This window comes from Terrimonas alba (assembly GCF_042434975.1).
In the GTDB taxonomy this organism is placed as follows: domain Bacteria; phylum Bacteroidota; class Bacteroidia; order Chitinophagales; family Chitinophagaceae; genus Terrimonas_B; species Terrimonas_B alba.
Window position 1 is genome coordinate 58,533 of sequence record NZ_JBHMQM010000007.1, and the last position, 22,682, is coordinate 81,214.

23 protein-coding genes are annotated in these 22,682 nt (G+C 41.8%); 16 read left to right on the plus strand and 7 right to left on the minus strand.

Going from position 1 to position 22,682, the window contains the following annotated elements:
- The first annotated feature begins 28 nt into the window (after positions 1–28).
- The 5 genes from ACFEL9_RS19555 (at position 29) to ACFEL9_RS19575 (ending at position 5,883) form a co-directional block, all read left to right on the plus strand.
- Positions 29–1,015 (plus strand): TatD family hydrolase, encoded by a 987-nt coding sequence (locus tag ACFEL9_RS19555; RefSeq protein ID WP_385893771.1) that lies wholly within the window; start codon positions 29–31, stop codon positions 1,013–1,015.
- Between the two features lie 9 nt (positions 1,016–1,024).
- Positions 1,025–1,924: a UbiA-like protein EboC gene (gene eboC, locus ACFEL9_RS19560; RefSeq protein WP_385893773.1), complete on the plus strand. Its 900-nt coding sequence runs from the start codon at positions 1,025–1,027 to the stop codon at positions 1,922–1,924.
- Positions 1,925–2,034: 110 nt separating this feature from the next.
- A complete protein-coding gene (locus ACFEL9_RS19565) occupies positions 2,035–3,213 on the plus strand; it encodes a 3-dehydroquinate synthase (RefSeq protein ID WP_385893775.1) in 1,179 nt (392 codons plus the stop codon).
- Entirely contained in the window at positions 3,189–4,403 is a 1,215-nt protein-coding gene (eboE, locus tag ACFEL9_RS19570; protein WP_385893777.1) for a metabolite traffic protein EboE, read from the plus strand. The genes ACFEL9_RS19565 and eboE overlap by 25 nt, the downstream gene beginning before the upstream one ends.
- 124 nt (positions 4,404–4,527) lie before the next feature.
- On the plus strand, positions 4,528–5,883 hold the full coding sequence (locus ACFEL9_RS19575) for an alkaline phosphatase family protein (RefSeq protein WP_385893779.1): 1,356 nt from the start codon (positions 4,528–4,530) through the stop codon (positions 5,881–5,883).
- 41 nt (positions 5,884–5,924) lie between these two features.
- Here the strand turns inward: ACFEL9_RS19575 and ACFEL9_RS19580 are convergent, their stop codons facing one another.
- The 5 genes from ACFEL9_RS19580 to ACFEL9_RS19600 form a co-directional block, all read right to left on the minus strand.
- The gene (locus tag ACFEL9_RS19580) at positions 5,925–7,175 is read right to left on the minus strand and encodes an NAD(P)/FAD-dependent oxidoreductase (protein ID WP_385893781.1); all 1,251 of its coding nucleotides are present in this window, start codon (positions 7,173–7,175) and stop codon (positions 5,925–5,927) included.
- A 139-nt stretch (positions 7,176–7,314) separates the two neighbouring features.
- A complete protein-coding gene (gene tnpA / locus ACFEL9_RS19585; protein ID WP_385893783.1) occupies positions 7,315–7,776 on the minus strand; it encodes an IS200/IS605 family transposase in 462 nt (153 codons plus the stop codon).
- A 160-nt stretch (positions 7,777–7,936) separates the two neighbouring features.
- Positions 7,937–8,938 carry a 4-hydroxyproline epimerase gene (locus ACFEL9_RS19590; protein ID WP_385893785.1) on the minus strand — a complete coding sequence of 334 codons (1,002 nt, stop codon included), beginning with the start codon at positions 8,936–8,938 and terminating at the stop codon, positions 7,937–7,939.
- 71 nt (positions 8,939–9,009) lie between these two features.
- A complete protein-coding gene (locus ACFEL9_RS19595; protein ID WP_385893787.1) occupies positions 9,010–9,945 on the minus strand; it encodes a dihydrodipicolinate synthase family protein in 936 nt (311 codons plus the stop codon).
- A gap of 120 nt (positions 9,946–10,065) precedes the next feature.
- Entirely contained in the window at positions 10,066–12,543 is a 2,478-nt protein-coding gene (locus ACFEL9_RS19600) for a carboxylesterase family protein (RefSeq protein ID WP_385893789.1), read from the minus strand.
- A 218-nt stretch (positions 12,544–12,761) separates the two neighbouring features.
- Between ACFEL9_RS19600 and ACFEL9_RS19605 the strand changes: the two genes are divergently transcribed.
- The 9 genes from ACFEL9_RS19605 (at position 12,762) to ACFEL9_RS19645 (ending at position 20,038) form a co-directional block, all read left to right on the plus strand.
- Entirely contained in the window at positions 12,762–13,475 is a 714-nt protein-coding gene (locus ACFEL9_RS19605) for an SIMPL domain-containing protein (protein WP_385893791.1), read from the plus strand.
- A gap of 65 nt (positions 13,476–13,540) precedes the next feature.
- Entirely contained in the window at positions 13,541–14,200 is a 660-nt protein-coding gene (locus ACFEL9_RS19610) for a hypothetical protein (protein WP_385893792.1), read from the plus strand.
- 45 nt (positions 14,201–14,245) lie between these two features.
- Positions 14,246–15,772, plus strand: coding sequence for a flotillin family protein (locus ACFEL9_RS19615; RefSeq protein WP_385893794.1), 1,527 nt, complete (start codon positions 14,246–14,248; stop codon positions 15,770–15,772).
- Between the two features lie 41 nt (positions 15,773–15,813).
- Positions 15,814–16,572, plus strand: a complete 759-nt coding sequence (locus ACFEL9_RS19620; protein ID WP_385893796.1) for an energy transducer TonB — start codon at positions 15,814–15,816, stop codon at positions 16,570–16,572.
- A 53-nt stretch (positions 16,573–16,625) separates the two neighbouring features.
- Positions 16,626–17,132, plus strand: coding sequence for a GbsR/MarR family transcriptional regulator (locus ACFEL9_RS19625; protein ID WP_385893798.1), 507 nt, complete (start codon positions 16,626–16,628; stop codon positions 17,130–17,132).
- Between the two features lie 468 nt (positions 17,133–17,600).
- Complete coding sequence (locus ACFEL9_RS19630; protein WP_385893799.1) at positions 17,601–18,584, plus strand: TIGR01777 family oxidoreductase; 984 nt, start codon at positions 17,601–17,603, stop codon at positions 18,582–18,584.
- A gap of 29 nt (positions 18,585–18,613) precedes the next feature.
- Positions 18,614–18,982 (plus strand): CoA-binding protein, encoded by a 369-nt coding sequence (locus ACFEL9_RS19635; RefSeq protein ID WP_385893801.1) that lies wholly within the window; start codon positions 18,614–18,616, stop codon positions 18,980–18,982.
- Positions 18,983–19,161: 179 nt separating this feature from the next.
- Positions 19,162–19,419: a hypothetical protein gene (locus ACFEL9_RS19640; RefSeq protein ID WP_385893803.1), complete on the plus strand. Its 258-nt coding sequence runs from the start codon at positions 19,162–19,164 to the stop codon at positions 19,417–19,419.
- A 145-nt stretch (positions 19,420–19,564) separates the two neighbouring features.
- Positions 19,565–20,038: a ribonuclease H-like YkuK family protein gene (locus ACFEL9_RS19645; protein ID WP_276501099.1), complete on the plus strand. Its 474-nt coding sequence runs from the start codon at positions 19,565–19,567 to the stop codon at positions 20,036–20,038.
- Positions 20,039–20,146: 108 nt separating this feature from the next.
- On the opposite strand, the gene ACFEL9_RS19650 is transcribed toward ACFEL9_RS19645, so the two are convergent.
- Positions 20,147–20,353, minus strand: a complete 207-nt coding sequence (locus ACFEL9_RS19650) for a hypothetical protein (RefSeq protein WP_385893805.1) — start codon at positions 20,351–20,353, stop codon at positions 20,147–20,149.
- A gap of 47 nt (positions 20,354–20,400) precedes the next feature.
- Entirely contained in the window at positions 20,401–21,036 is a 636-nt protein-coding gene (gene yihA, locus ACFEL9_RS19655) for a ribosome biogenesis GTP-binding protein YihA/YsxC (protein WP_385893807.1), read from the minus strand.
- Between the two features lie 115 nt (positions 21,037–21,151).
- On the opposite strand from yihA, the gene ubiE reads away from it, so the two are divergent.
- Complete coding sequence (ubiE, locus tag ACFEL9_RS19660; protein ID WP_385893809.1) at positions 21,152–21,904, plus strand: bifunctional demethylmenaquinone methyltransferase/2-methoxy-6-polyprenyl-1,4-benzoquinol methylase UbiE; 753 nt, start codon at positions 21,152–21,154, stop codon at positions 21,902–21,904.
- Positions 21,868–22,605 carry a type IX secretion/gliding motility protein PorT/SprT gene (porT, locus tag ACFEL9_RS19665; RefSeq protein ID WP_385893811.1) on the plus strand — a complete coding sequence of 246 codons (738 nt, stop codon included), beginning with the start codon at positions 21,868–21,870 and terminating at the stop codon, positions 22,603–22,605. The genes ubiE and porT overlap by 37 nt, the downstream gene beginning before the upstream one ends.
- Positions 22,606–22,682 lie beyond the last annotated feature (77 nt).

Sequence of the window (22,682 nt, forward strand, 5' to 3'; positions counted from 1 at the left end):
ATCCTTTTTACTTTCAAACCGACAGCCTATGTGTTGCAATAATATCACCGAAAAAGATCTTCAGCCCGGCAGCCATTTGCCGCTGATGCTGGATAAAATAAAGGGCATGAAATTTTTTGATCCGCATGTCCACATGACTTCCCGTACTACCGACGACTACCAGGCCATGGCCGATGCCGGCGTAGTAGCATTGATTGAACCTGCTTTCTGGCTGGGTCAGCCCCGCACAGGTGTTTCGACCTTCAGGGATTATTACAGTAGCCTGATCGGATGGGAACGTTTCAGATCATCACAATATGGTATCAAGCATTATTGCACCATTGGTCTCAATTCACGGGAAGCAAACAATGAAGCATTGGCTGAACAGGTGATGGAAATATTGCCCGCGTTTATCTATAAAGAAGGAGTTGTTGGTGTGGGGGAGATTGGTTTTGATGATCAGACAGCAGCCGAAGAAAAATACTATCGCCTGCAATTGGACCTGGCCAAAGAAGCCAACCTGCCAGTGCAAATACACACTCCACACCGTGATAAAAAAAGAGGTACTACCCGTAGCATGGACATCGCTATTGAACAGGGCCTCGATCCTTACATGGTCATTGTAGATCACAACAATGAAGAAACCGTAAAAGAAGTGTTAGATCGTGGCTTCTGGGCGGCATTCACCATTTACCCTTTTACCAAAATGGGCAATGAAAGAATGGTAGAAATTGTTAAACAGTACGGCACCGAAAGGATCATGATTAATTCAGCTGCTGACTGGGGCATTAGTGATCCCCTGGCAGTACCCAAAACAGCGGTATTGATGAAGGAAAAAGGGATCAGTGATGAAGACATTAAAATGGTAACCTATCAAAATGCTATCACCGCCTTTGCACAAAGCGGGCAAATCAATGAAGCCGACTTTGTTGGTGGTTTGCAGGGAGTAGACCAAAGCCAGAAGTTTGAAGGCAATACTATCCTTCGGGGTGGACAGCAACCCCGCATCGATAAAGACTCTATCATTATCCGATAAATACAGTAAGTGCAGAAATTAACAGGCTACCTACGTTTAATGCGACCTGCCAACATTGTGACTGCTGTGGCGGATATTTTGGCAGGAGTAGCAATAGCCGCATTTGCCAGTACAGGGGGGTCAATTCCTTCCTTGTTTCCTGTCTTCTTATTGATCATTTGCACTATAGGTCTGTATGGCGGTGGTGTGGTGTTTAATGACGTGTTTGATGCGGACATTGACCGGGTGGAAAGACCTGAACGACCCATACCCAGCGGACTTATTCAGAAAAGAGATGCCACCATACTTGCCACCGGTTTATATGTTATGGCATTGATTACTGCAGCATTCGTTCATCCGCAAATCTTTTCCTTATCTTTTTTATTGGCGTCTGTTATAGCAATACTGGCAACTGTTTATGATAAATGGGGCAAACATCATTCTTTGCTTGGTCCCGTCAACATGGGACTATGCAGGGGTTTAAATCTATTATTAGGCATGAGTGTGTTACCCGCTGCGCTGATGCAATATTGGTGGCTGGGCATTTTCCCCGTCATTTACATTGGCGCCATCACGATGATCAGCCGCGACGAAGTCTATGGCGGCAAAAGGATAACATTGTACCTGGCTGCATTTTTTTATTTGATTATCCTGTCTGCCATTGCGTGGTTTGCGGTTGAAAAAAATCAGCTATTGTATGCGGCGGGCTTTATCTTATTTTTTGCGGGCATGATTGGTCTGCCACTTTCTAAGGCCATTAAAAGTCCCGTGGCACAAAACATCCGAAAGGCGGTGAAAGCCGGTGTCATCGCCGTGATCATCATGAATGCTTCGTGGGCTGCCGCTTTCGGCGCTATCGGTTGGGCACTCGTCATCCTTTGCCTGCTGCCTCTTTCTATATTATTTGCCCGGATATTTGCTGTTACCTGATCGTGGCAGCATTGGAGATCAATGCTTAATTTCGCTTTTGCCTTGCTATCTCATTTATTTTTTTATTGGTTCACAGTATTTTTAAACCGATTCTTATACAAGTTCGCCCGATGAATATGGATTTTTTGCAGCAATCATTCCAGGTACGTTTTGACTACAAAGTTTTCTTCACCGAACATCTATTCGATACTAACAACCCGGTACTTCGTGATTATTTATTATCACACGCAACAGGCAACATAAAAAAATTATTATTCGTTCTCGACCAGGGCGTAGTGGATCATCATCCCGGCTTGCAAGAACAGATACAAGCTTATTTTTCCGGGTTGCCATCCTTATCACTTGTAGACAAGATGATCCTTGTGCCGGGAGGTGAACAGTCAAAAAATAATGAACAGGCTTTTGACGAGGTAATCACTGCTGTTAACCAGCATGGCATTGACCGGCATTCTTATATTGTTGCCATTGGTGGCGGCTCTTTGTTAGACATCGCAGGATATGCGGCGGCTGTTGCTCACCGTGGCATCCGGCATATTCGTATTCCCACAACCGTATTATCGCAAAACGATTCGGGTATCGGTGTAAAAAATGGCATCAACTTTTTTGGCAAAAAAAATTTCCTGGGCACATTTGCTCCGCCAGCCGCAGTTTTTAATGATGCTCATTTTCTCACCTCGCTGGATGAACGCAATTGGCGAAGTGGTATTTCCGAAGCTATTAAAGTGGCCCTGATAAAAGATGCCGCTTTTTTTGAATGGCTGGAACAGCAGGCCGATAACCTGGTCAACCGGGATATGGGCGCCATGAAATGGCTGATCAGGCGATGTGCGCAATTACATTTACAACATATTGCAGGCGGCGACCCTTTCGAAATGGGTTCATCCCGACCATTGGATTTTGGTCACTGGAGTGCGCACAAACTGGAACAATTGACGAATTTTTCCGTGTTGCATGGTGAGGCTGTCGCAATGGGTATCGTATTGGATACTGTTTATTCGTTTGTATCAGGAAAAATAACAGAACAAGATTGTATAAGAATAACCGGATTGATCAGCAAACTCGGATTTGAGCTGACACATCCGCAGATGCAAATTGAAAATGAAAACAGTCCATTGATTGCCGGGTTAAATGAATTCAGGGAACATCTCGGCGGCCAGCTTACGATTATGCTTTTAAAATCAATTGGCGACGGTGAAGAAGTACATGAATTGAATACGGAGCTTTTAAAAAAATCAAGTGAATGGATCAATAAAAACAGGATGGCATGGACAGTAACTACGGGTATCTGACCTATTGCAGTAATATTCATCCCGGTGAACATTGGGATCAACATTTTTCGGAACTGCAAAAACATATTCCGCTGATCAAAGACAAATGCAGTCGGGGACAATCATTCGGAATAGGACTACGCTTGTCTGATAAAGCCAGTCTCGACTTACAAGAATCAACCAATCTCTCCGCGTTTCTTGATTGGCTGAGAGCCAATGACTGTTATGTTTTTACCATGAATGGGTTTCCGTTTGGCAACTTTCATCATGCCGTTGTAAAAGACAAAGTTCATGATCCTGACTGGACCACGCAGGACCGTGTTGACTATACCATTCGTTTAGCCAATATTTTACCTGTTCTTCTTCCTGAAGGGATCGATGGAGGTATTTCTACCTCACCACTTTCGTATCGTCACTGGCATAAGGCCGATCAGTTTGATGACATTTTTAAAGAAACAACAAGTCGTTTACTAGACGTTGTAGTTGAACTTATCAACATCAAAGCCAATACCGGCAAATTCATTCATATCGATATAGAGCCTGAACCCGATGGCCTGCTCGAAACGGGGATAGAATTTATTCAATGGTATGATAATTATCTGTTGCCAATCGGCGTGCCTCTATTGATGGAACGGTTTGACTGGACCACTGAAAAAGCAACAGCTACAATAAAAGAGCATATCCAACTCTGTTATGATATTTGTCATTTTGCAGTCGGGTTCGAGGATCACCAGCAGGTGATTGATTTATTGAAGCAAAAAAATATCCGCATTGGTAAGATACAGATCAGCGCTGCATTGAAAGCAAGGCTTTCATCAACTACTACTGAAAGAGGCGAAGTAATGAATGCGTTTAAACAGTTTAACGAATCAACTTACCTGCACCAGGTAATTGCATTGCAGCAGGATGGAAGTTTTAAAAAATACCGGGATCTCCCCGATGCGTTGAAAGATGCAGCTAATCCTTCCGCCATCGAATGGCGTTCACATTTTCATGTACCGATTTTCGTGGAAAACTATGGCTTGCTGCAATCGACACAACAGGATATTATAACTGTACTGCAACTGCATCGGCAGGAACCATTAACCAATCACCTGGAAATTGAAACCTATACCTGGGAAGTTTTACCTGATTCATTAAAGCTGCCGATAACGGATTCGATTATTCGTGAACTAGAATGGGTACAGGAAAGCTTGAGCTTTAGGGTTTGAGGTTTAAAGCTGGTGGACTCAAGCTTTTTAGCCATTTACCACATCTTAAGCTTATCATTAAACAAAAAAAATCGTTCGGGATAATTGACGCCCCTAAACCTTAGACATTAAACTCAAAACCATCGTGAATAAAACCGTTGTCATCGATATAGTAGGACTGTCTTCTTCGCTGATCAATGAGCATACTCCTTTTTTAAAAAAATATACTGAGCAGCAGGGTTTAAGCACCATTGAACCTATGTTGCCGGCAGTCACTACTTCGGTTCAATCAACTTTTGTTACCGGCAAATGGCCCACAGATCATGGCATTGTTGGCAATGGATGGTACGACCACACGGACAGTGAAATAAAATTCTGGAAGCAATCGAACAAATTGGTGCTGGCTGAAAAGATTTGGGAAAAGGCAAAAAAAACCGACCCTTCGTTTACCTGTTCCAAAATGTTTTGGTGGTACAATATGTATTCAGGTGCTGACTATTCAGTAACGCCCCGTCCGAATTATTTAGCGGATGGCAGAAAAATACCGGATTGTTACTCACATCCCGCGGAACTAAGAGATGAACTGCAAAAAGAACTGGGACAATTTCCTTTGTTTAAATTTTGGGGGCCGGCTACGGATATTTCATCCACCCAATGGATCGCCGATGCATCTATTTATACCGATAAAAAATATGATCCAACCTTAACGCTGATCTATCTGCCACATTTGGATTATTGTTTGCAAAAATTCGGTCAGGATATTACCGCAATAGCAAAAGACCTGGCTGAAATTGATAAAGTGGTGGAGCAACTGGTGAATCATTACGCCACCAAAAAGGCGAAGATTATTTTGCTTTCCGAATACGGAATTACGAATGTAAACCGGCCGGTGCATCTTAACAGGGAGCTGCGCAAAAATGGGTGGCTGCAAATAAGAACCGAACGTGGTCTTGAACTGTTGGATGCCGGTGCTTCGAAAGCATTTGCTGTGGCTGATCACCAGGTGGCGCATATTTATGTAAACGATAAATCGCTTATAGGTGAAATAAAAAAAATAATCAAACAAGTGCCGGGAGTACAATTGGTATTAACGAAAGAGGAGCAACAGCTGTATCATATCGACCATGAACGATCCGGCGATTTAGTGGCTGTTGCCGATGAACAAAGTTGGTTTACCTATTATTTCTGGCTGGATGATACAAAAGCTCCCGATTATGCAAGAGTAGTAGACATTCACAAAAAACCCGGTTATGACCCGGTTGAATTATTTATGACCTCCAAAGCGAGGGCTGGTTATAAACTACTAAGAAAAAAATTAGCCTTGCGTTATGTTATGGACGTTATTCCGTTGGATGCAACATTGGTAAAAGGATCACATGGCAGGCTGGAAGCGGATAAAAAATACCAGGCTGTATTAGTGGCTGATAAATTAAAGGATCAACAGGTAAAGGCAACCGACGTGTATGATATTATTTGGAAGGGCCTGACAGAGTCAAGCTAAACCTTTCGGTTTTTTTGCAATAGAGAGGGTCATAAGTTACCTTATCCAAACCTCTCCACCTCAAACGGACTTAAATCCAAACTGGTTTTCTTTTCGTCCACCAATTCACCTACCAACTTACCAGTACCTGCGCCCAGGCTAAGACCGATCATTGCATGACCGGTTGCCACTACTACATTCTTATATTTTTTGATGCGCCCAATATAAGGCAATCCATCCGCCGAACAGGGACGATAGCCATACCAAATTTTATCGGTTGGAGGCATAGGGATATCAAACTCCGGTAAAAATCTTTTTACCGCATTGAGTATGCCTTCTACCCGGTTGTAACGCGGCGGTGTTTTGGTGGGTACAACTTCCATCGTACCGCCAAAGCGTATTTTGTTACCATCCATTGGTGTAATGGCTACCCGTCCTTCCATCAGCACGGCGGGGTGATTAAGATAGTAAGGCGAATTTTCCAGCGTCACGGAATAACCACGTCCCGGCATCAGGGAAATTTTCGCATCAGCGAGGGCAGCTATCTCACGGCTCCAGGACCCTGTCGCAATAACGACTTCATCTGCATTGTACGCATTCTTATCAGTTACAACTTTTTTAACCTGCTGGCCATTCTTTTCAAATTTGATAACGGTCTCCTGGCTGATGAATTTTACGTCCATTTTTTCCAACTGGCCGATCAGGGCGGTCATCAGTTTATTAGGATATAAATGTGCATCACCTTTAAAGTGTATCGCACCAAGTCCGTTGATCCTGGTATGCGGCTCCAAAGCCTGCAGCTCTTCATAACTTAACAGAGCCACATCCAGTCCCAATTCTTTTGCTTTGTCCACGGTGTCTTTGGCATGCTCTCCAACAGGTTTTGTCTGAAACACTTCCAGCAAACCTTTGTTCTCGTATGAAAAATCAAAACCGGGTGTGTTCATCCACGATTGATATTCCAGTTGACTGAATATGGCGATATCCCTTAAAGGAACAGCTGATTTTTCAACATGTTTGTTCGTGGCGCTTTTTACAAAATTGAGTCCCCAGTTGATCAGTGCACTGTTCAATGCAGGTTGTACATAAAAGGGACTTCTTGAATTGAACATCCATTTCAATCCTTGCCATACAATACCGGGTGTGGCCAGGGGAATAAAATGGCTGGGACAAACATAACCGGCATTGCCGTAGGAACAATTATCCAGCAGATCACCCTTATCAATCACCGTTACCTGGTGACCTGATTGACGCAAATAATAAGCTGCACTCAAACCAATAATACCACCGCCTATTACAATAACATTTTTCAATTCTTCTATCTTTTAAATTTTATTAACGATACAAATTGAGGAGACCCGATACTCTTCTAAAATAACGCCCCGGAGGGGCAAAGTGTTTATAGAAAATAATATCAAAAAATCATCTGGCTCCATCGGAGCCACGTATCCGCTACTCATTCCATTCAAAAAGAAAACGTTCCTCGTAAGGAATCGCAAATTTTTCCAGAAAATCTAAATATTCCTCTTTAAATGTTTTCTTTTGATGATGGATTTCCTGGTTTAAAACATATTGGCAAACGGTATTTATTTGGGAATGACCATAGGAAAATACCCCATATCCCTCCTGCCAATTAAATTTTCCATTGACCCATTTTTTTGCATTAATGAATTCATTGCTTTCGACTTTTATTTCCTTCACAAAATTCGAAATCAAAACCGAAGGTTTAAATCCAACAAATAAATGAATATGATCAGGCATACAATGAACCGCCAGCATTTTGGCCTTTCTCGCCTGGACGAGAGCTGTTACACATCTGTGCAACTCTTCTTTATAGCTTTTGGCAATAAGACTCTGTCTTCCTTGCACTGCAAATACAAACTGCAAATAAATTTGTGAAAAGGTGTTTGCCATGAATTACGTTGCTCCTATGGAGCATTGACGGTTTTCGATTTCGCTACATGCTATAAACACTTTGCTCCTCCGGAGCTATATTAACGCTAAAGATATTAATTGTATCAGTTAGTCAATCTCATCCATCGACCGTAAGCAAATGAATTTAAAAAATCCTTCGTCATATCACCTGGAAGCCATGCGCATACGGATCGTCATCATCGATTTTTATATTGTTATACCCGTACACAATAGCCCAACCTTCAATGGACGGAATGATGGCCGGTTTATCACCAACGGTTGTTTCTTCTTCTATCCGCCCAATAAATTGTGAACCGATAATACTTTCGTGTACAAACTTATCACCCTTTCTCAATTTTCCTTTGGCAAACCATTGGGCCATTCTTGCGGATGTTCCCGTGCCACAGGGCGACCGGTCAATGGCTTTATCACCATAAAAAACAGCATTACGGGCGGTGGCATCAGGTGAAATAGTTTTACCGGTCCATAATAAATGACTCAACCCTTTGATATGTTCATTCTCCGGATGTATAAATGAATACGTTTGATTTAAACGTTCGCGGCATACACGGCTCCATGCAATCAACTGGTCGGCTTTAAAATTTTCAAGCCCCCGAAAATTTTCCTGCGGATCAACAATCGCATAAAAATTTCCGCCATAGGCCACATCCACTTTTATCGTTCCCAGCTCAGGACATTCCACTTCCAAACTTTCTGCTGCTAAAAACGATTTGACATTGGTAAGTCTTACCGATTTTACCTTTCTACCTTCCTGCCTGTAATCCACCAACACCAGACCAGCCGGTGTTTCCAGCCGCAGTTTACCAGGAGTTTTTGGAGTGATCAATCCTTCTTCAATTGCAATGGTGACAGTGCCGATAGTACCATGGCCGCACATGGGCAGGCAACCACTTGTTTCAATGAACAGGACGCCTACATCATTCTGCTCGTCATGTGGTGGATATAAGATGCTTCCACTCATCATATCATGGCCACGTGGCTCAAACATGAGACCCTTGCGTATCCAATCATATTCCTTTAAAAAATGCAGCCGCTTTTCCATCATGCTCTGTCCCTCCAGGAAAGGACCACCACCGGCTACTACACGAACAGGGTTACCACAGGTATGGGCATCAATACAAAAAAAAGTTTTAGACGACATAATTAAAAGCAAAGTGAAAAGGCAAAAGTGAAAAGTGAAAAGACAAAAACTTCATACGAGCATCAAATGATTCAGGCATTTACCGCAGCCTGCAATTTTAAATAATCAGGCAATATGGGTCGTGAAGCAATGGCCTTGTTGATCGTTGCCAATACCGTGTCTCTTTCTTTTCCCTGCAACAATAATCTTGGAGCTCTTACATATTCACTGCAAAGACCGGTTTGCGTGGCAGCCAGCTTAATATATTGTACCAGCTTGGGATGAATATCCAATTCCAGCAAAGGCAGGAACCAACGATAAATATCCAATGCTTCCTTATAACGCTCTGCTTTTACCAATTTATAAATAGCTACGGTCTCTTTGGGAAATGCATCCACTAATCCGCCTACAATGCCATCAGCTCCCAACATCAATTCTTCCATTACAATCGTATCCACACCGCAAAATAATTTGTAACGATTACCGAAACGATTGCGCATCCGGGTAATATTGGTTACATCCCTTGTTGACTCTTTTACATATTGAATTGTGGGGTGTTTTGCTAATTCCTCAAACATATCCAGGGTGACTTCGATTTTATAGTCAACCGGGTTATTGTAGATCATGATCGGCAACGATGTATTGGCTGCGATAGTCTTAAAATACTCCACAGTTTCCCTGTCATCAGCTTTGTAACGCATCGGTGGCAGAATCATTAAACCGGAAGCCCCGTTTTTCTCCGCCTCCTGTGCCAGTTTAATGGCAGCACGGGTTGCCTGTTCTGCAATCGTCAATACCACAGAAACTTCTTTTTTTATCGTTTCCGTTGCATAAACCAGCAACTGAATTTTTTCGTCCTGTTCCAGGGTACTTCCTTCACCCAGGGAACCACCTAAAATAAGCCCTTCCACTCCTGCTTCAAGTTGTGCCTGGATATTTTTTTCAAACAAATCAAAATCAATAGTATCGTTGGTTGTAAATGGCGTAAGCATCGCCGGAAAAACACCTTCCCAAATTGTTTTATTCATGATTACTTTTTTTTAAACTGATCCGAAATTCAAAGCTAAGAGTAGCCGGGCAATAGCGCTGTACTTATTATGACTAATATTTCTCCAATTTTAACTGGCTGCTTTCCGAACGAAATACTGTTATTTATTTATAATAAAATTATCAGCGGAAAGTTTCCATTGATTATCAAAAAAACCAGCCATTTTTATTGCTTTTGACCCTTGTTGTAACATGTGCAACTGAAAGACCATAAAATCGGGAAAACCACTGGCGCCGGCAAAATACTGGTTTGCATTGGCTGCCTGCATACCTTTCAATCCTGTACCGGCAATCAGGCCGACTAAATGAATTGCCGATCCTTTCATTGGCCAGGTAAAATACACAGCAAGATCGTCTCCGTGCCAGCTCTCATTGCCAATGGTCACTTTATTGCGTTCAATTTTTAGCGGACAATCGCTCAATAATTTGTTGTAAACACTGTTGGTGTTAGCATTGCCATAGATGATCACATTTCTGCCAGCATATTTTTCTGAATACGCTTTGTCAGTGATAATGTCCACCGCACCATTGCCGCGATAATACCAGGTTTCCGCATCATATTTTGCTTTACTAAGATTCCAGTTATTTTCTTCAGCATTTCCGTTGGTTCCATATACAAAGACCATACGGTGATTAAATGGTTCTTTAAACGTCCCATAACGTTGCGGTCCTTTTTCTTCTGCAGGCGCTTTGCCGGTAATCATCCACTGGTTATCCTGGCGAATAAGAAAAATACTATCATTCTTTGTTTTGGTTGTGTATGATATTGCATTCAAACTGTCCAACCAGATTTTTACTAGTGCACTACTGCCAAATTGATCCAACTTTAATTTCAACAAACGAATATTTTCCGTGGATCCTGTGATGCTATAATTTTTTTTATTTCTGCTTAACCGGATACGGCTGTATTGTAAAGGATATGCCTGCTGTTCAACAGATGCCCAGCGATAAGAAGATGAAATACCCGGGCTCGCTGTTGTAAAATCAATATTATCGATGCTGCTGTCAGGTGCAATGCCATGCCATTTGAAAAAATCAAAAATCGGCTTCCAATCCACACTTTGATCACCAAACCAATGCTCACCACCGGGGTATTCATAATAACTTATATCCGTATGAAAATCGGCGAGCAGCTTTCTCATTTGCCTTGCATAGTTCACCGACACGGTACGATCAGAATCACCGTGAAAAATATATACACCCAACGATTTAAAATTAGATGCCAGTCTTGGCACATCACTTTGATTACTGGCACGTAGCAATAATTGCTCCATTTCAGAAGCACCTTTGGCAGGGATCAATCCATCGGCAGAGCCATATTCCTTTAAAGTTGGATAACCCGCACAGGGTGCAATGGCCGCCCATTTATCGGGATAAGTGGCTCCCAAAAACCAGGTGCCATGACCGCCCATCGAATGACCGGTGAGGTAAATCTGTTTGGGATCCGGCTGAAACTTTTGCTTTGCCATATTCAGCACTTCCAAAGCATCCAAACGACCCCAATCTTCCCAATTGAATCCACGGGGCCGGCGGTTGGTAGCGGCAACCAATGTTCCCCAGTCTTTTTGCCCGTAAGCTCTTGCCTGGCCTATAGCTTCCACCCCCGCACCATGAACCGATAAAAACAAGGCTGATGACTTTTGCGGTCCGGATGGTGATTGTGGTGTCACTGCATAATATTGCAGGCTTCCGTCAATTTCACTCACGAAAGTTTCACTGTATTTGTCAGTCGGTTCAACAGCTTCGATCATGATCGTTTTTTCATCTACTGGTTTGCCTTGGTATTGCAGGCGGATTATACACTCATGCCGACCTTTTGCTGAAACTCCTTCACCGTTAAACTCAAATATTACCTTGCGGGTTGTCATCGCAGGGATATCGGGGAGAGCAGTCGTTAATTCTTTTCCGCCGATCGAACTTTTGATTTCATAATTTTTCAGCGCTGCAGGGGAAGCGTTGATCACTACCACGGCCGTTTTCAATGAACGATTAGCGGATCCCAAAACAATAAACGGCAAAGTAGGGTCACCGGTATTTAACTGAATGAGTTGGCGGGGAAAAACTAATTTAACAGTCATCATGCCGCCTGAACGAACATATAATTCATTCAATCCTTTTTTTAATTTCACTGGAATGTAGAACCAGCCGGAGTTGTAGGGATCACCTGCATGCAACTCACCATTAAAAAACACTGCGTTATTGCCGCTTATATTCAGTAGAGCTGATTTTGCCTTATCAGCAGTATAAGTAAAATAGAGATAGCCGCCTCCACCGCCAAATCCTCTTCCACGGAAGCGATTGGCCGAGTCGGCGTTTACCGGTTGCCATTTGATCTCTTCTCCTTTGTCATTTTTCTCACCCAATGATTTTCCTTCTGCAGGAGCTTCCAACGTTTTCGTATAAAGTTGATAGGCCAGTTTGTCCTGGTACAGAGCTTCCCTACCATAGCGATAAACTCCGTTCACCGACAAACCCTTAGTAAAATAATAATCATCCTGACCCATCGTGTGAAGACTAATAAGAAACCAGGCGATGAGAATCGCGGATCGACGAATATTTTGAAAAAAAAGTTTGCGCATGATGGTGCAAATGAAAGAGGTTAAGAAATTAATGGAAAGATAAGGCCGGTTTTTTATATGTTTTTTTTCAGCCCGGATTACTTTGGAAGAATCGGGTTAAAGCGGGCCAATTCCTGAATTGCGATTTACTACTACATTATTTATTTTTCTTATTGTATGCAAAAATCTGCAATCGGGCATCTGGTTCATATTATTAAGCATTTTTTAAACTACCAGATATGAAAAAAATCATTTCCCTTTTTGCAATCATTCTGTCCAGCCTGACAGTGCCAGCCCAACAAATCTTACAACCGGAAGAAAAACCCAATATCGAAGTAACGGGATCTGCTGAAATGGAAATCGTTCCGGACGAGATCTATATCAATATTGTACTGCGGGAAAAGAATAAGAACAATGACAAATTTAAAATCGAGGCCCAGGAAGATGCCTTGTTGCAAAAACTGAAAGAAAACGGTTTTGATATAAATAACTTAAGCTTGTCCGGCGCCGATGGAAATCTGCAATACCGGGTATTCAGAAAAAATAGAGTGCTTACCGAAAAAAGGCTTTTGATGAAAGTACACAATGCAGGTGAGGTAAATAAACTTTTTCAACTATTGGATGAACTTGAAATAGAGGATGCTGGCATCAGCAAAACATCTCATTCACAAATTGAAAAATTTCGAAAAGAAATAAAGATCGAAGCCATGAAAAATGCAAAAGATAAAGCAGACTATTTGCTGCTATCTATTGGTGAGCAAACAGGCAAGCCACTCGTTATCCGTGAGCAGGTTTACACGGTCTATCCAACAAACCAGTATTCCAACACGGCGCTACACGAAGTAGTTGTCACCGATTTGGGCAGATCCGAAGCAAAAGGCCTGGAAAATGAAATTGCGTTTACCAAAATCAAAATACGATACGAAATTTTTGCAAAATTTGGGATAAAGTAAAGTGGGAAACACAGAACAACCCAGCTCTGTGACAATCGAATCGAAACAAATTTTAAATAATTATCATGTTTGAAATTTTATCCCGCCAAATGGCGGGATTTCTTATTTTCGGTATTCACCGAACCAATCCAAACATGAGACTGCTTGATATTTCCGCCTGGTGGGGATCTATGCTTTTTTTTGAAAAAATTTTTTGGGTCATAGCGATTCTTTTTTCCCTGATGTTTCTGGCACAAACTATTCTTTCATTCACATCCGGCGATGGTGATACTTCGTCAGGAGATGCTGATGCTTCAATTGCCGATGATGACGGTGTAGGATACCAGTTTTTCACGATCAAAAATCTCATCGCTTTTTTTACCATTTTTGGATGGACAGGTATTGCTTTCATTAAAGGGGGAATGGACAAGGGCATTACCATCGGTGCTGCACTGATAGCTGGCGCATTGATGGTTGCAATGATGGCCGTTCTCCTTCGAAGCATGAGCCGGTTAAAACACAGTGGCACATTACAGGTATCAAATGCTCTCGATAAGATAGGTCAGACTTATTTATTCATTCCTGCCAAAAGAAATGGATATGGTAAAGTGCACATTAAGGTTCAGGGATCTTTGCAGGAACTGCTGGCTATTACTGACGACGAAAATGATATACCTACCGGAAAGCTGGTAAAAGTGATCCAAATTGTGAATAGCAACATACTTGTTGTTTCTGCCAATCTTTAAAACTAAAGTTCTCTAATCTTACCTAATAAAATTTAAACTAGTATTATGGCTGAAAATCTTTTGTTGATCGTTGCAATAGCGGTTATTTTCTTTTTTGTTCTTATTTATTCCATGTTCCGCCGCTATAAGCGTTGCCCATCGGACAGGATATTGGTAGTATTTGGTAAGGTCGGTAAAAGTGCTGAAGGAACATTGACTGCAAAATGTATTCATGGTGGCGCTGCTTTTATCTGGCCCATTATCCAGGATTATTCCTTCCTCGATCTTACTCCTATTTCGCTTGAGGTAAACCTCACCAGTGCTTTAAGTAAACAAAATATCAGGGTTGATGTACCCTCCCGGTTTACAGTTGGTATATCTACCGAACCTTCGGTGATGCAAAATGCAGCGGAACGCTTGCTGGGCATGCAACGACCCGCCATTCATGATCTTGCAAAAGATATTATTCTCGGCCAGATGCGTTTGGTAGTGGCTATGATGGATATTGAAGAGATCAATAATAACCGCGATAAATTTTTAGCCAATATTGCCAGCAATGTGGAGGCCGAACTGAATAAAATTGGCTTAAAAATGATCAACGTAAACGTAACAGACATAAAGGATGAAAGCGGTTATATTGACGCCCTCGGTAAAGAAGCGGCCGCCAAAGCAATCAATGAAGCGAAAATTCGGGTAGCGGAACAAGAACGTACCGGAGATATTGGTAAAACAACGGCCGAAAAAGAAAGAGATATTAAAGTAGCCGAAACACAGCGTGACAGAGACATCAATGTAGCTGTAGCTTTAAAAGAAAAAGAAATACAAATTGCGGGGGCTAACCGTGATGAAAATATTGGTAAAGCAGAAGCACAAAGGGATACCCGGGTAAAAATGGCTGAAGCTAATGCCATTGCCGTACAGGGAGAAAACCTTTCTAAAATCGAGATTGCCAACTCCGATGCAACAAGAAGGGAAAGAGAGGCTGAAGCATTAAAAAAAGCAATAGCAGCAGAAAAAGTTCAGGCGGCTAAAGCACTTGAAGAGGCATACCTCGCGGAAAAAAAATCAGAAGATGCCCGTGCTGAAAGAGACCGGGCTTCCCAAAATGCAACAATTGTAGTAGCGGCAGATATACAAAAACAAAAACTTATCATAGAAGCACAAGCTCAGGCCGAACAAGTAAGAGAAAAAGCCAAAGGTGAGGCTGATGCCATTTTTGCAAAGCTGGAAGCCGAAGCCCGTGGTATGTATGAGATACTTACCAAACAAGCCGAAGGCCTTGACAGAATAGTGAAAGCCGCAGGAGATAACCCCAAAGATGCAGTGCTGTTATTAATCGCTGATAAATTGCCCGAATTAGTAAAACTGCAAACTGAAGCGATCCGAAATATCAAAATAGACAAGGTAACAGTTTGGGATGGTGGCCAAAATGCAGATGGTAAAAGTTCAACCGCCAATTTTGTAAGTGGGCTTTACAAGTCTGTTCCTCCGTTAAAAGACATTTTTGATATGGCAGGAATGGATTTACCAACCTATTTAGGTAAACATAAAAACGGAGATGATACGAGTACTGACATTGCGGAAGCAAAATAATCTTATTCTAATCCCTGCCCCCTGCAAAACCTTTCCCTTCTATGAAAATTTTGACTTCACTAATATTACTTCTATCCTTCCCGGCAGTGTCTGCACAAAAGAACCAGAAAGGAGAAATATCTTATTATGTCTTTAATGCGAATGGCGAACCGTGTAAAATAGAAGAAGGTAAATTTATTGGCATCCTGGAAAAACTTGCCGACACGGCCTGGCAATGGAAGTATTATAATTTTACAGGGCCGATAATTTCTGTGGAAACCTATAGCGATAAAGAAATGACTACGCCTGCTGGCTATTTTGCTTTCTTTGACAACAACGGAAAAATTGACTCATCAGGTTTTGTTGCTGAGGGGAAGAAAGATAAGATTTGGTATTACTTCGATGATTCTTTAAAAATTATTCAAAAAGAAAAATTTAACCAGGGGGGTCTTCTTGAAAGAAAGGGTCGGGAGGAATTATACAGCAGTCATAAAACAGACCTGACGGATTCAATTAAAAGGGATGAGAGGGAAGCCTATTTTAAAGGCGGGGAAACTCAATGGAGGAAATATTTGGAAAAGAACATGAAAATCCCCGAAAGAACTACTAAGCTTTCTAAAAATGGGACGGCGGTCTTCTCATTTGTAATAGCTACTGATGGCAGCGTTCGCAATGTGAAAATAATTCAATCGGTAGAATATAGTTTTGACGAAGCCTTCGCTAAGATTTTGAGCCAGTGCCCCAAATGGGTGCCTGCCTTTCATAATGGTAAGGCTGTAAATGCCTATCGCAGGCAACCCATGACAATCAGGAGCAATTAATTTTTTTTTCAGTAACTATTGAAAATTCAAAATATTTACCCTAGTTTTGACTTATGAAACTTACAGAAGGCAAACAACAATTCATCAGCAGCTGGGGTGCATTTGGAACGAACTGGGGCATCAACCGCACCATGGCTCAAATCCATGCATTGCTATTAATAAGCCCCGATCCGCTTACCCAGGACGACATGATGGAAGAGCTGAATATCAGCCGTGGCAATGTCAATATGAATATCCGTGAGTTGATCAGTTGGGGATTGGTGGAGCGGGTCATCCTGCCGGGTGAGAGAAAAGAATATTTTTCTGCTGAAAAGGATATCTGGAAAGTGGTAAAGATGATTGTGAAGGAAAGAAAAAAAAGGGAACTGGAGCCCATGTTAAAATTGCTCGACCAACTTGAGGAAGTGGAAGGCGATAAAAAAGATAAACATGTAAAAGCCTTTGTGGACACGGTTAGCGGCATTAAGAAATTGGGCAAGCAAGCCGACAAAACCCTGGACACAATGATCAGGGCGGAAGAAAGCTGGTTTGTGAGCAACCTGGTTAAGCTCTTTAAATAAAATACTAATTAACAGGCCGGTTGTTACCGGCTTTTTTAACAGAATAACATTTCATTTTTTTCTGAAAATTTAAAAATATTGGTATGAAAATTTTCAAACAATCCGATCTTGCGATACAGCTGATTCTTTTCATATTCAACTCTATTTACTGCTTAGACTCTGGTGATTTTATACATGCCGGAACCTGCTTTCTGTTTGGCTGGCAAGTTATCAGTTGCCTTATACATATGCTTTTAAAACATAAATATTATTCGCTTCCCGAAAGGACTACGTATAACAGAACGCTTTTATTTCTATTTATATTGGGACTATCAACCTTTCCTTTCTGGAAATATTACCTCTTTATTCTAATAGTTGCCGGCGTTTATTTACTGATTTTTTTCTTTCTGACTATCTGGTACATGGTTATTTGCCACGCTGAGCACCGACTATTAAAACACAAAGAGTTTATACACTTAAAATAAAAAGATGAAAAATAAAAAAATCATACTGGCCGGAGGGACAGGCTTTATTGGCCAGGAAATGATCAAATATTTTGGTAAAGAAAACACGATTATTGTCCTTACCCGCCAATTAAAAAATGTCCAAAACAACAGAAATCATTATACATCGCTTACCGCCGAAGACGTAAAAAACATCTATTTTGTACAATGGGATGGACAAAATACCGGTGAATGGGCAAAGCAATTGAATGCTGCCGACATGGTGATCAATCTTGCAGGAAAAACAGTTAACTGCCGTTATACCACGGCGAATAAAAAAGAAATATTTAACAGCCGCTCTGATGCAGTAAAAGCTATTGGCAAAGCGATCAGTGAATGCACCATACCACCCAGACTTTGGATCAACGCTTCTTCTGCTACCATTTACCGTCATGCTGAAGACAGGCCCCAAGATGAATATACCGGCGAGTTTCATAATGATTTTTCGGTACAGGTTTGTAAACTTTGGGAAAAGACATTTTTTGAACAAACAACTCCTGTCACAAGGAAAGTGGCGCTGAGGATGGCTATCACACTGGGACCGGGCGGGGTATTAATTCCCTACTTCAATCTTTTAAAATTAGGACTGGGAGGAAAACAGGGAAGTGGTCAGCAAATGTATAGTTGGGTGCATATTGAAGATACCTGCCGCATGATTAAATGGATAGTGGACCATCCAGAAATTGAAGGTGTTTATAATTGTTGCTCTCCTAACCCTGTCACTAATGCTGAGTTCATGAAACAATTAAGACTAGCCACGGGTCATACTTTGGGTTTGCCTGCTTATAAATGGATGCTGAAGTTAGGAGCTCCCTTAATTGGAACTGAAGTAGAGCTTATTCTAAAAAGTCGATGGGTATTACCAACAAAAATGATAGAAACAGGCTATCCATTCAAGTATCCATTTTTACAGGATGCATTCGCCAACATTGTGTCAGCTGTCCCCCGAAAACAATACCACTTGTTTTGATGTTATTTATAGTGACTTAGATTTGTAACATGAGTAATAAAAAGAAAACCCTGGTTTTAGGCGCCTCCGACAATCCTTCGCGGTATAGCTACCTGGCCATACAGCGGTTGCGAAGTCATGGCCACCCGGTTGTGGCTATTGGAAGAAAGAATACAAAAGTGAATGATGTCATTATCGAAAAGGAAAAACAGGAGGTGAATGATATTGATACCGTCACTCTTTACCTGAACCCTACGCATCAGCAAGAGTATTATGATTACATAGTTTCTTTGAAACCGAAAAGAATCATCTTTAACCCTGGTACCGAAAACGAAGAACTGATCCGGCTCGCCAAAGAAAACAAGATTCAACCACTCGAAGCCTGCACACTGGTAATGCTCAGCACCGGCCAGTACTAATCATTGATTGACGAATATTTACGATTTACCTCAACGTACTAACACTCTATTTATATTATTGAACGGGGCGATTTTTGGGCATGCAAAAAAAATTGCAAATCTTTGATAACCGTCCCCTCTGATAAGCAACACAGGCTTTTACCTCCTGTACTATAACTTTTACCTGTCTAATAATATCCATGATCAACCTTTTATCTGCAGGCTTTTGCCATGCATACATATTGCGTTCACCTATCAGCCAACAGGAAGCAAAGGTTTATCTATTTCGTTTTCTCCATCGTCTACCCATTTCACTGCGCATGCCCCGGCTTTGTGATGATAAAAAGATTTTGCCTGGCGCTATCTCAATTCGCAACCCTTTTGCAGCTACCAATACCTATGACAACAACCGAAACTTTGTTGTTATCAAACCACCCGCTTCATTAGCGAAAGGTTGATCCTTCCTTGTCCACTATTACTGATGATATAGCCACTCACCATGGCTGTATCATCAGTTAAAAACACCTCCGTTAACACAACCATAACCATCATGTCTTTTGTTAATTGCCGGTTTTTCTATAACTTAGGAAAACCTCTTTTTATATGCGATGGAGAAAATTTAATGGCGACACGATTGATCTCCCGATTACCAACGCAGTTGAAAATGCTATCAAACGAGAAACGGCAGCCGGTTATAAACTGAAAGTTTGCATTGGAACTGACTCCCAGGTAAAAGGGAAAGAAACGGAATTTGCCACCGTAATTGTCTTTTTAAGAGAAGGCCATGGCGGATTTATGTTCATTCACAATGACAAGACCCGCCAGCAGTTCACGATCAAGGAAAGAATGTTGATGGAAGTAGCCAAAAGCATTGAAATTGCTTATGAGCTTTGCAACCTGTTCACTATTTACAACGTGGACATGGAAGTGCATGCTGACATCAATACTAACCCGCATTTCAAAAGTAATGACGCTTTGAAAGAAGCTATGGGTTATATCCTCGGAATGGGTTTTGCTTTCAAAGCCAAACCAGAAGCATTTGCCAGCAGCAGCTGTGCAAATAAAGTCGTGAACTAAACTCCCGGCCTCGGTTTAAAAAAAATGTGGGGCACGCCCCGCACAAGGAGTCGTCTCCCCTACTTTTCGATAGTACGCTTATATAATTATTGGGAATTCGCTGCAATGCTATTTCACTGCTACTGAAGCAGCGTTATTGATGGTACTGAGTTCCGCAGTTTGCCGGGGAGAAGAAATAATAGATGGGTTTGTAACCACGACGACGCCCTTCATTCTTTCGATCTTTTTGGCATCTTCCTGTGCAAACGAAAAAACCACAAATGCTGCTATAAATAATACAACTACAATATTGCGCTCAGTAAATATCTTCTTCATGTTGGTGCCGGGTTCGGTGCAAAGAAACAGATAAAATAGAAAACAAACTAATTCGGATTTTCATTACCGGTGATCACAAATCCTTTATTCAACCCTTCGATATAATTTAATAATAAGTCTCTTCCATCTTTATTAAGAGCGGAAGTGATGAAGTATGGTGGTGGCTCTTCCCAATATTGTCCCATGCCATCTAAAAATGCTTCAACATTACGTGTGGTAGCACCGGGCTTATTCTTATCACTCTTTGTAAATACGATGACAAAAGGAATTTCCCAGCGTCCCAGGTCATTTAAAAACTCAAAGTCGATTTTCTGGGGTTCATGACGGCTATCGATCAAAACAAAAAGACAAACAAGATTTTCCCGTTTACGGATATACCCTTCTATCATTTGCTCCCACCTGCGACGGCTTTTCTGGGATACTTTTGCATAACCATAGCCGGGAAGATCTACCAGGTACCACTTCCGATTATCATTGGACACAATATCAAAATGATTGATGAGTTGCGTTTTTCCCGGCGCCGAAGACGTTTTGGCTAAGGCTTTTTTATTGGTTAGCATATTTATTAAGGATGACTTGCCCACATTGCTCCTTCCTATAAAAGCATACTCCGGCCTGTCTGGTGGCGGGCAATGTTTGAAATCCGCATTGCTGATTAAATATTTGGCATCTTTAATTTCCATGAGGCTGCAAGATAGTGGATGAACAGAAATAAAGAGGGTATGGCATTGCGGCTGACCATTGTTAAAAATCCAATCCCTGGCCAAAACAGAAATCCTAAGCTTACCTTTGCCCCCCATGTCTAACCCCTTACCACACGACCATATTATACCGTATAAGGATTCAGAAAAAACCAAGAAAGAACAGGTAGCTGAAATGTTTGATCGCATTGCAGGACGTTACGATTTTATGAATCGCTTTCTTTCGGCCCGTACGGATGTAGGTTGGCGCAAAAAAGCCATTCGCCTGTTGAAAAAAGATAACCCCCAGACTATTTTAGATATCGCAACCGGTACTGCAGATATGGCAATCCGGGCTTGTAAAATGCTTAGCCCTTCCCAGGTGGTAGGCATCGACATATCCCCACAGATGCTGGAGGTTGGCCGAAAAAAAATTGAAAAAGAAGGACTTGCGTCTAAAATCCAATTACAGGTAGGAGATTCCGAAACAATAAATTTTGGGGAAAATACGTTTGATGCCGGGATGGTGGCTTTTGGCATCCGCAATTTTGAAAACCTTGAAAAAGGGCTGACCGAAATCCTAAGGGTATTAAAGCCCGGCGGGCAGTTGATCATTCTTGAGTTTTCTAAACCACGGCAGCCCATACGCAGTTTCTATAATTTGTATATGGGTGTCATTGCACCACAAATGGCCCGGTTGTTCAGGCAAAACAAGGAAGCATATGATTATTTGTGTGAATCAGCCAATGCTTTCCCTGACAGGCAAAACCTGGTTGACATTTTAAATAAAACTGGTTATTCCGATACCCGTTATAAACCGCTAAGCTTAGGTATATGTTGCATTTACACCGGACGAAAACCCGAACATTAAAAACCAAACTATGTCTCGTAGCTGGAGTATTGTTGTTTGCACAGGTGGTCAAAGCCCAAACACGGGAATTGTACCAGTACGATCATGATAGCAAGCCTTATTATTTCGGGATTACGCTGGGTTCCAATATGTCCCGTTTTCAAACCTCACTTCACCCCCACTTTCTCGAAAACGACAGCGTATATATCGCCGAGCCCAAAAACTCGAATGGTTTTGCGCTTGGATTGTTGGCAACAGCCAGGTTATCGGATCGCTTCCAACTCCGCTTCAACCCCCAATTGATGTTTACCGAACGCAATATTTATTATAAGCTCAAGCATCCCGAGGGAAGTCAAACGGAAATCAATAAGACAATTGAATCAGTATTAGTCACTTTCCCGGTGCAGGTGAAATTGCAATCCGATAGAATCGGCAATTTCCGGGTGTATATGATGACGGGGGTCAAAGGTGATATAGATCTTGCCAGCAATGCCCGCGCAAAACGTGCCGAAGACCTCGTAAAAATTAAAAAATACGATTATGGCGTTGAATTGGGCCTGGGCTTCAACTTTTTCTTCCCCAGTTTTATTCTTTCGCCCGAGTTAAAGATCAGCAACGGCCTTAACAATATTCATAGCCGTGACCCGAATTTAAAATACTCAAGTGTATTTGATAAGATACAGTCGCGGATGATCGTATTTAGTTTGCATATCGAGGGGTAGAGCCGGCCTCCTCCCGACCTCCTCCCAAAGAAGAGGCCACCAACTGCACAGCCCTTGCTTTTCGGAAATGTCAATTC

Excerpts from the sequence above, each read along its gene's own strand:
- ACFEL9_RS19555 (WP_385893771.1), top strand. The coding sequence starts at position 29 with ATGTGTTGCAATAATATCACCGAAAAAGATCTTCAGCCCGGCAGCCAT.
- ACFEL9_RS19565 (WP_385893775.1), top strand. The coding sequence starts at position 2,035 with ATGAATATGGATTTTTTGCAGCAATCATTCCAGGTACGTTTTGACTAC.
- eboE (WP_385893777.1), top strand. The coding sequence starts at position 3,189 with ATGGACAGTAACTACGGGTATCTGACCTATTGCAGTAATATTCATCCC.
- tnpA (WP_385893783.1), bottom strand. The coding sequence starts at position 7,776 with ATGGCAAACACCTTTTCACAAATTTATTTGCAGTTTGTATTTGCAGTG.
- ACFEL9_RS19590 (WP_385893785.1), bottom strand. The coding sequence starts at position 8,938 with ATGTCGTCTAAAACTTTTTTTTGTATTGATGCCCATACCTGTGGTAAC.
- ACFEL9_RS19595 (WP_385893787.1), bottom strand. The coding sequence starts at position 9,945 with ATGAATAAAACAATTTGGGAAGGTGTTTTTCCGGCGATGCTTACGCCA.
- ACFEL9_RS19600 (WP_385893789.1), bottom strand. The coding sequence starts at position 12,543 with ATGCGCAAACTTTTTTTTCAAAATATTCGTCGATCCGCGATTCTCATC.
- ACFEL9_RS19605 (WP_385893791.1), top strand. The coding sequence starts at position 12,762 with ATGAAAAAAATCATTTCCCTTTTTGCAATCATTCTGTCCAGCCTGACA.
- ACFEL9_RS19610 (WP_385893792.1), top strand. The coding sequence starts at position 13,541 with ATGTTTGAAATTTTATCCCGCCAAATGGCGGGATTTCTTATTTTCGGT.
- ACFEL9_RS19615 (WP_385893794.1), top strand. The coding sequence starts at position 14,246 with ATGGCTGAAAATCTTTTGTTGATCGTTGCAATAGCGGTTATTTTCTTT.
- ACFEL9_RS19620 (WP_385893796.1), top strand. The coding sequence starts at position 15,814 with ATGAAAATTTTGACTTCACTAATATTACTTCTATCCTTCCCGGCAGTG.
- ACFEL9_RS19625 (WP_385893798.1), top strand. The coding sequence starts at position 16,626 with ATGAAACTTACAGAAGGCAAACAACAATTCATCAGCAGCTGGGGTGCA.
- ACFEL9_RS19630 (WP_385893799.1), top strand. The coding sequence starts at position 17,601 with ATGAAAAATAAAAAAATCATACTGGCCGGAGGGACAGGCTTTATTGGC.
- ACFEL9_RS19635 (WP_385893801.1), top strand. The coding sequence starts at position 18,614 with ATGAGTAATAAAAAGAAAACCCTGGTTTTAGGCGCCTCCGACAATCCT.
- ACFEL9_RS19640 (WP_385893803.1), top strand. The coding sequence starts at position 19,162 with ATGATCAACCTTTTATCTGCAGGCTTTTGCCATGCATACATATTGCGT.
- ACFEL9_RS19645 (WP_276501099.1), top strand. The coding sequence starts at position 19,565 with ATGCGATGGAGAAAATTTAATGGCGACACGATTGATCTCCCGATTACC.
- ACFEL9_RS19650 (WP_385893805.1), bottom strand. The coding sequence starts at position 20,353 with ATGAAGAAGATATTTACTGAGCGCAATATTGTAGTTGTATTATTTATA.
- yihA (WP_385893807.1), bottom strand. The coding sequence starts at position 21,036 with ATGGAAATTAAAGATGCCAAATATTTAATCAGCAATGCGGATTTCAAA.
- ubiE (WP_385893809.1), top strand. The coding sequence starts at position 21,152 with ATGTCTAACCCCTTACCACACGACCATATTATACCGTATAAGGATTCA.
- porT (WP_385893811.1), top strand. The coding sequence starts at position 21,868 with ATGTTGCATTTACACCGGACGAAAACCCGAACATTAAAAACCAAACTA.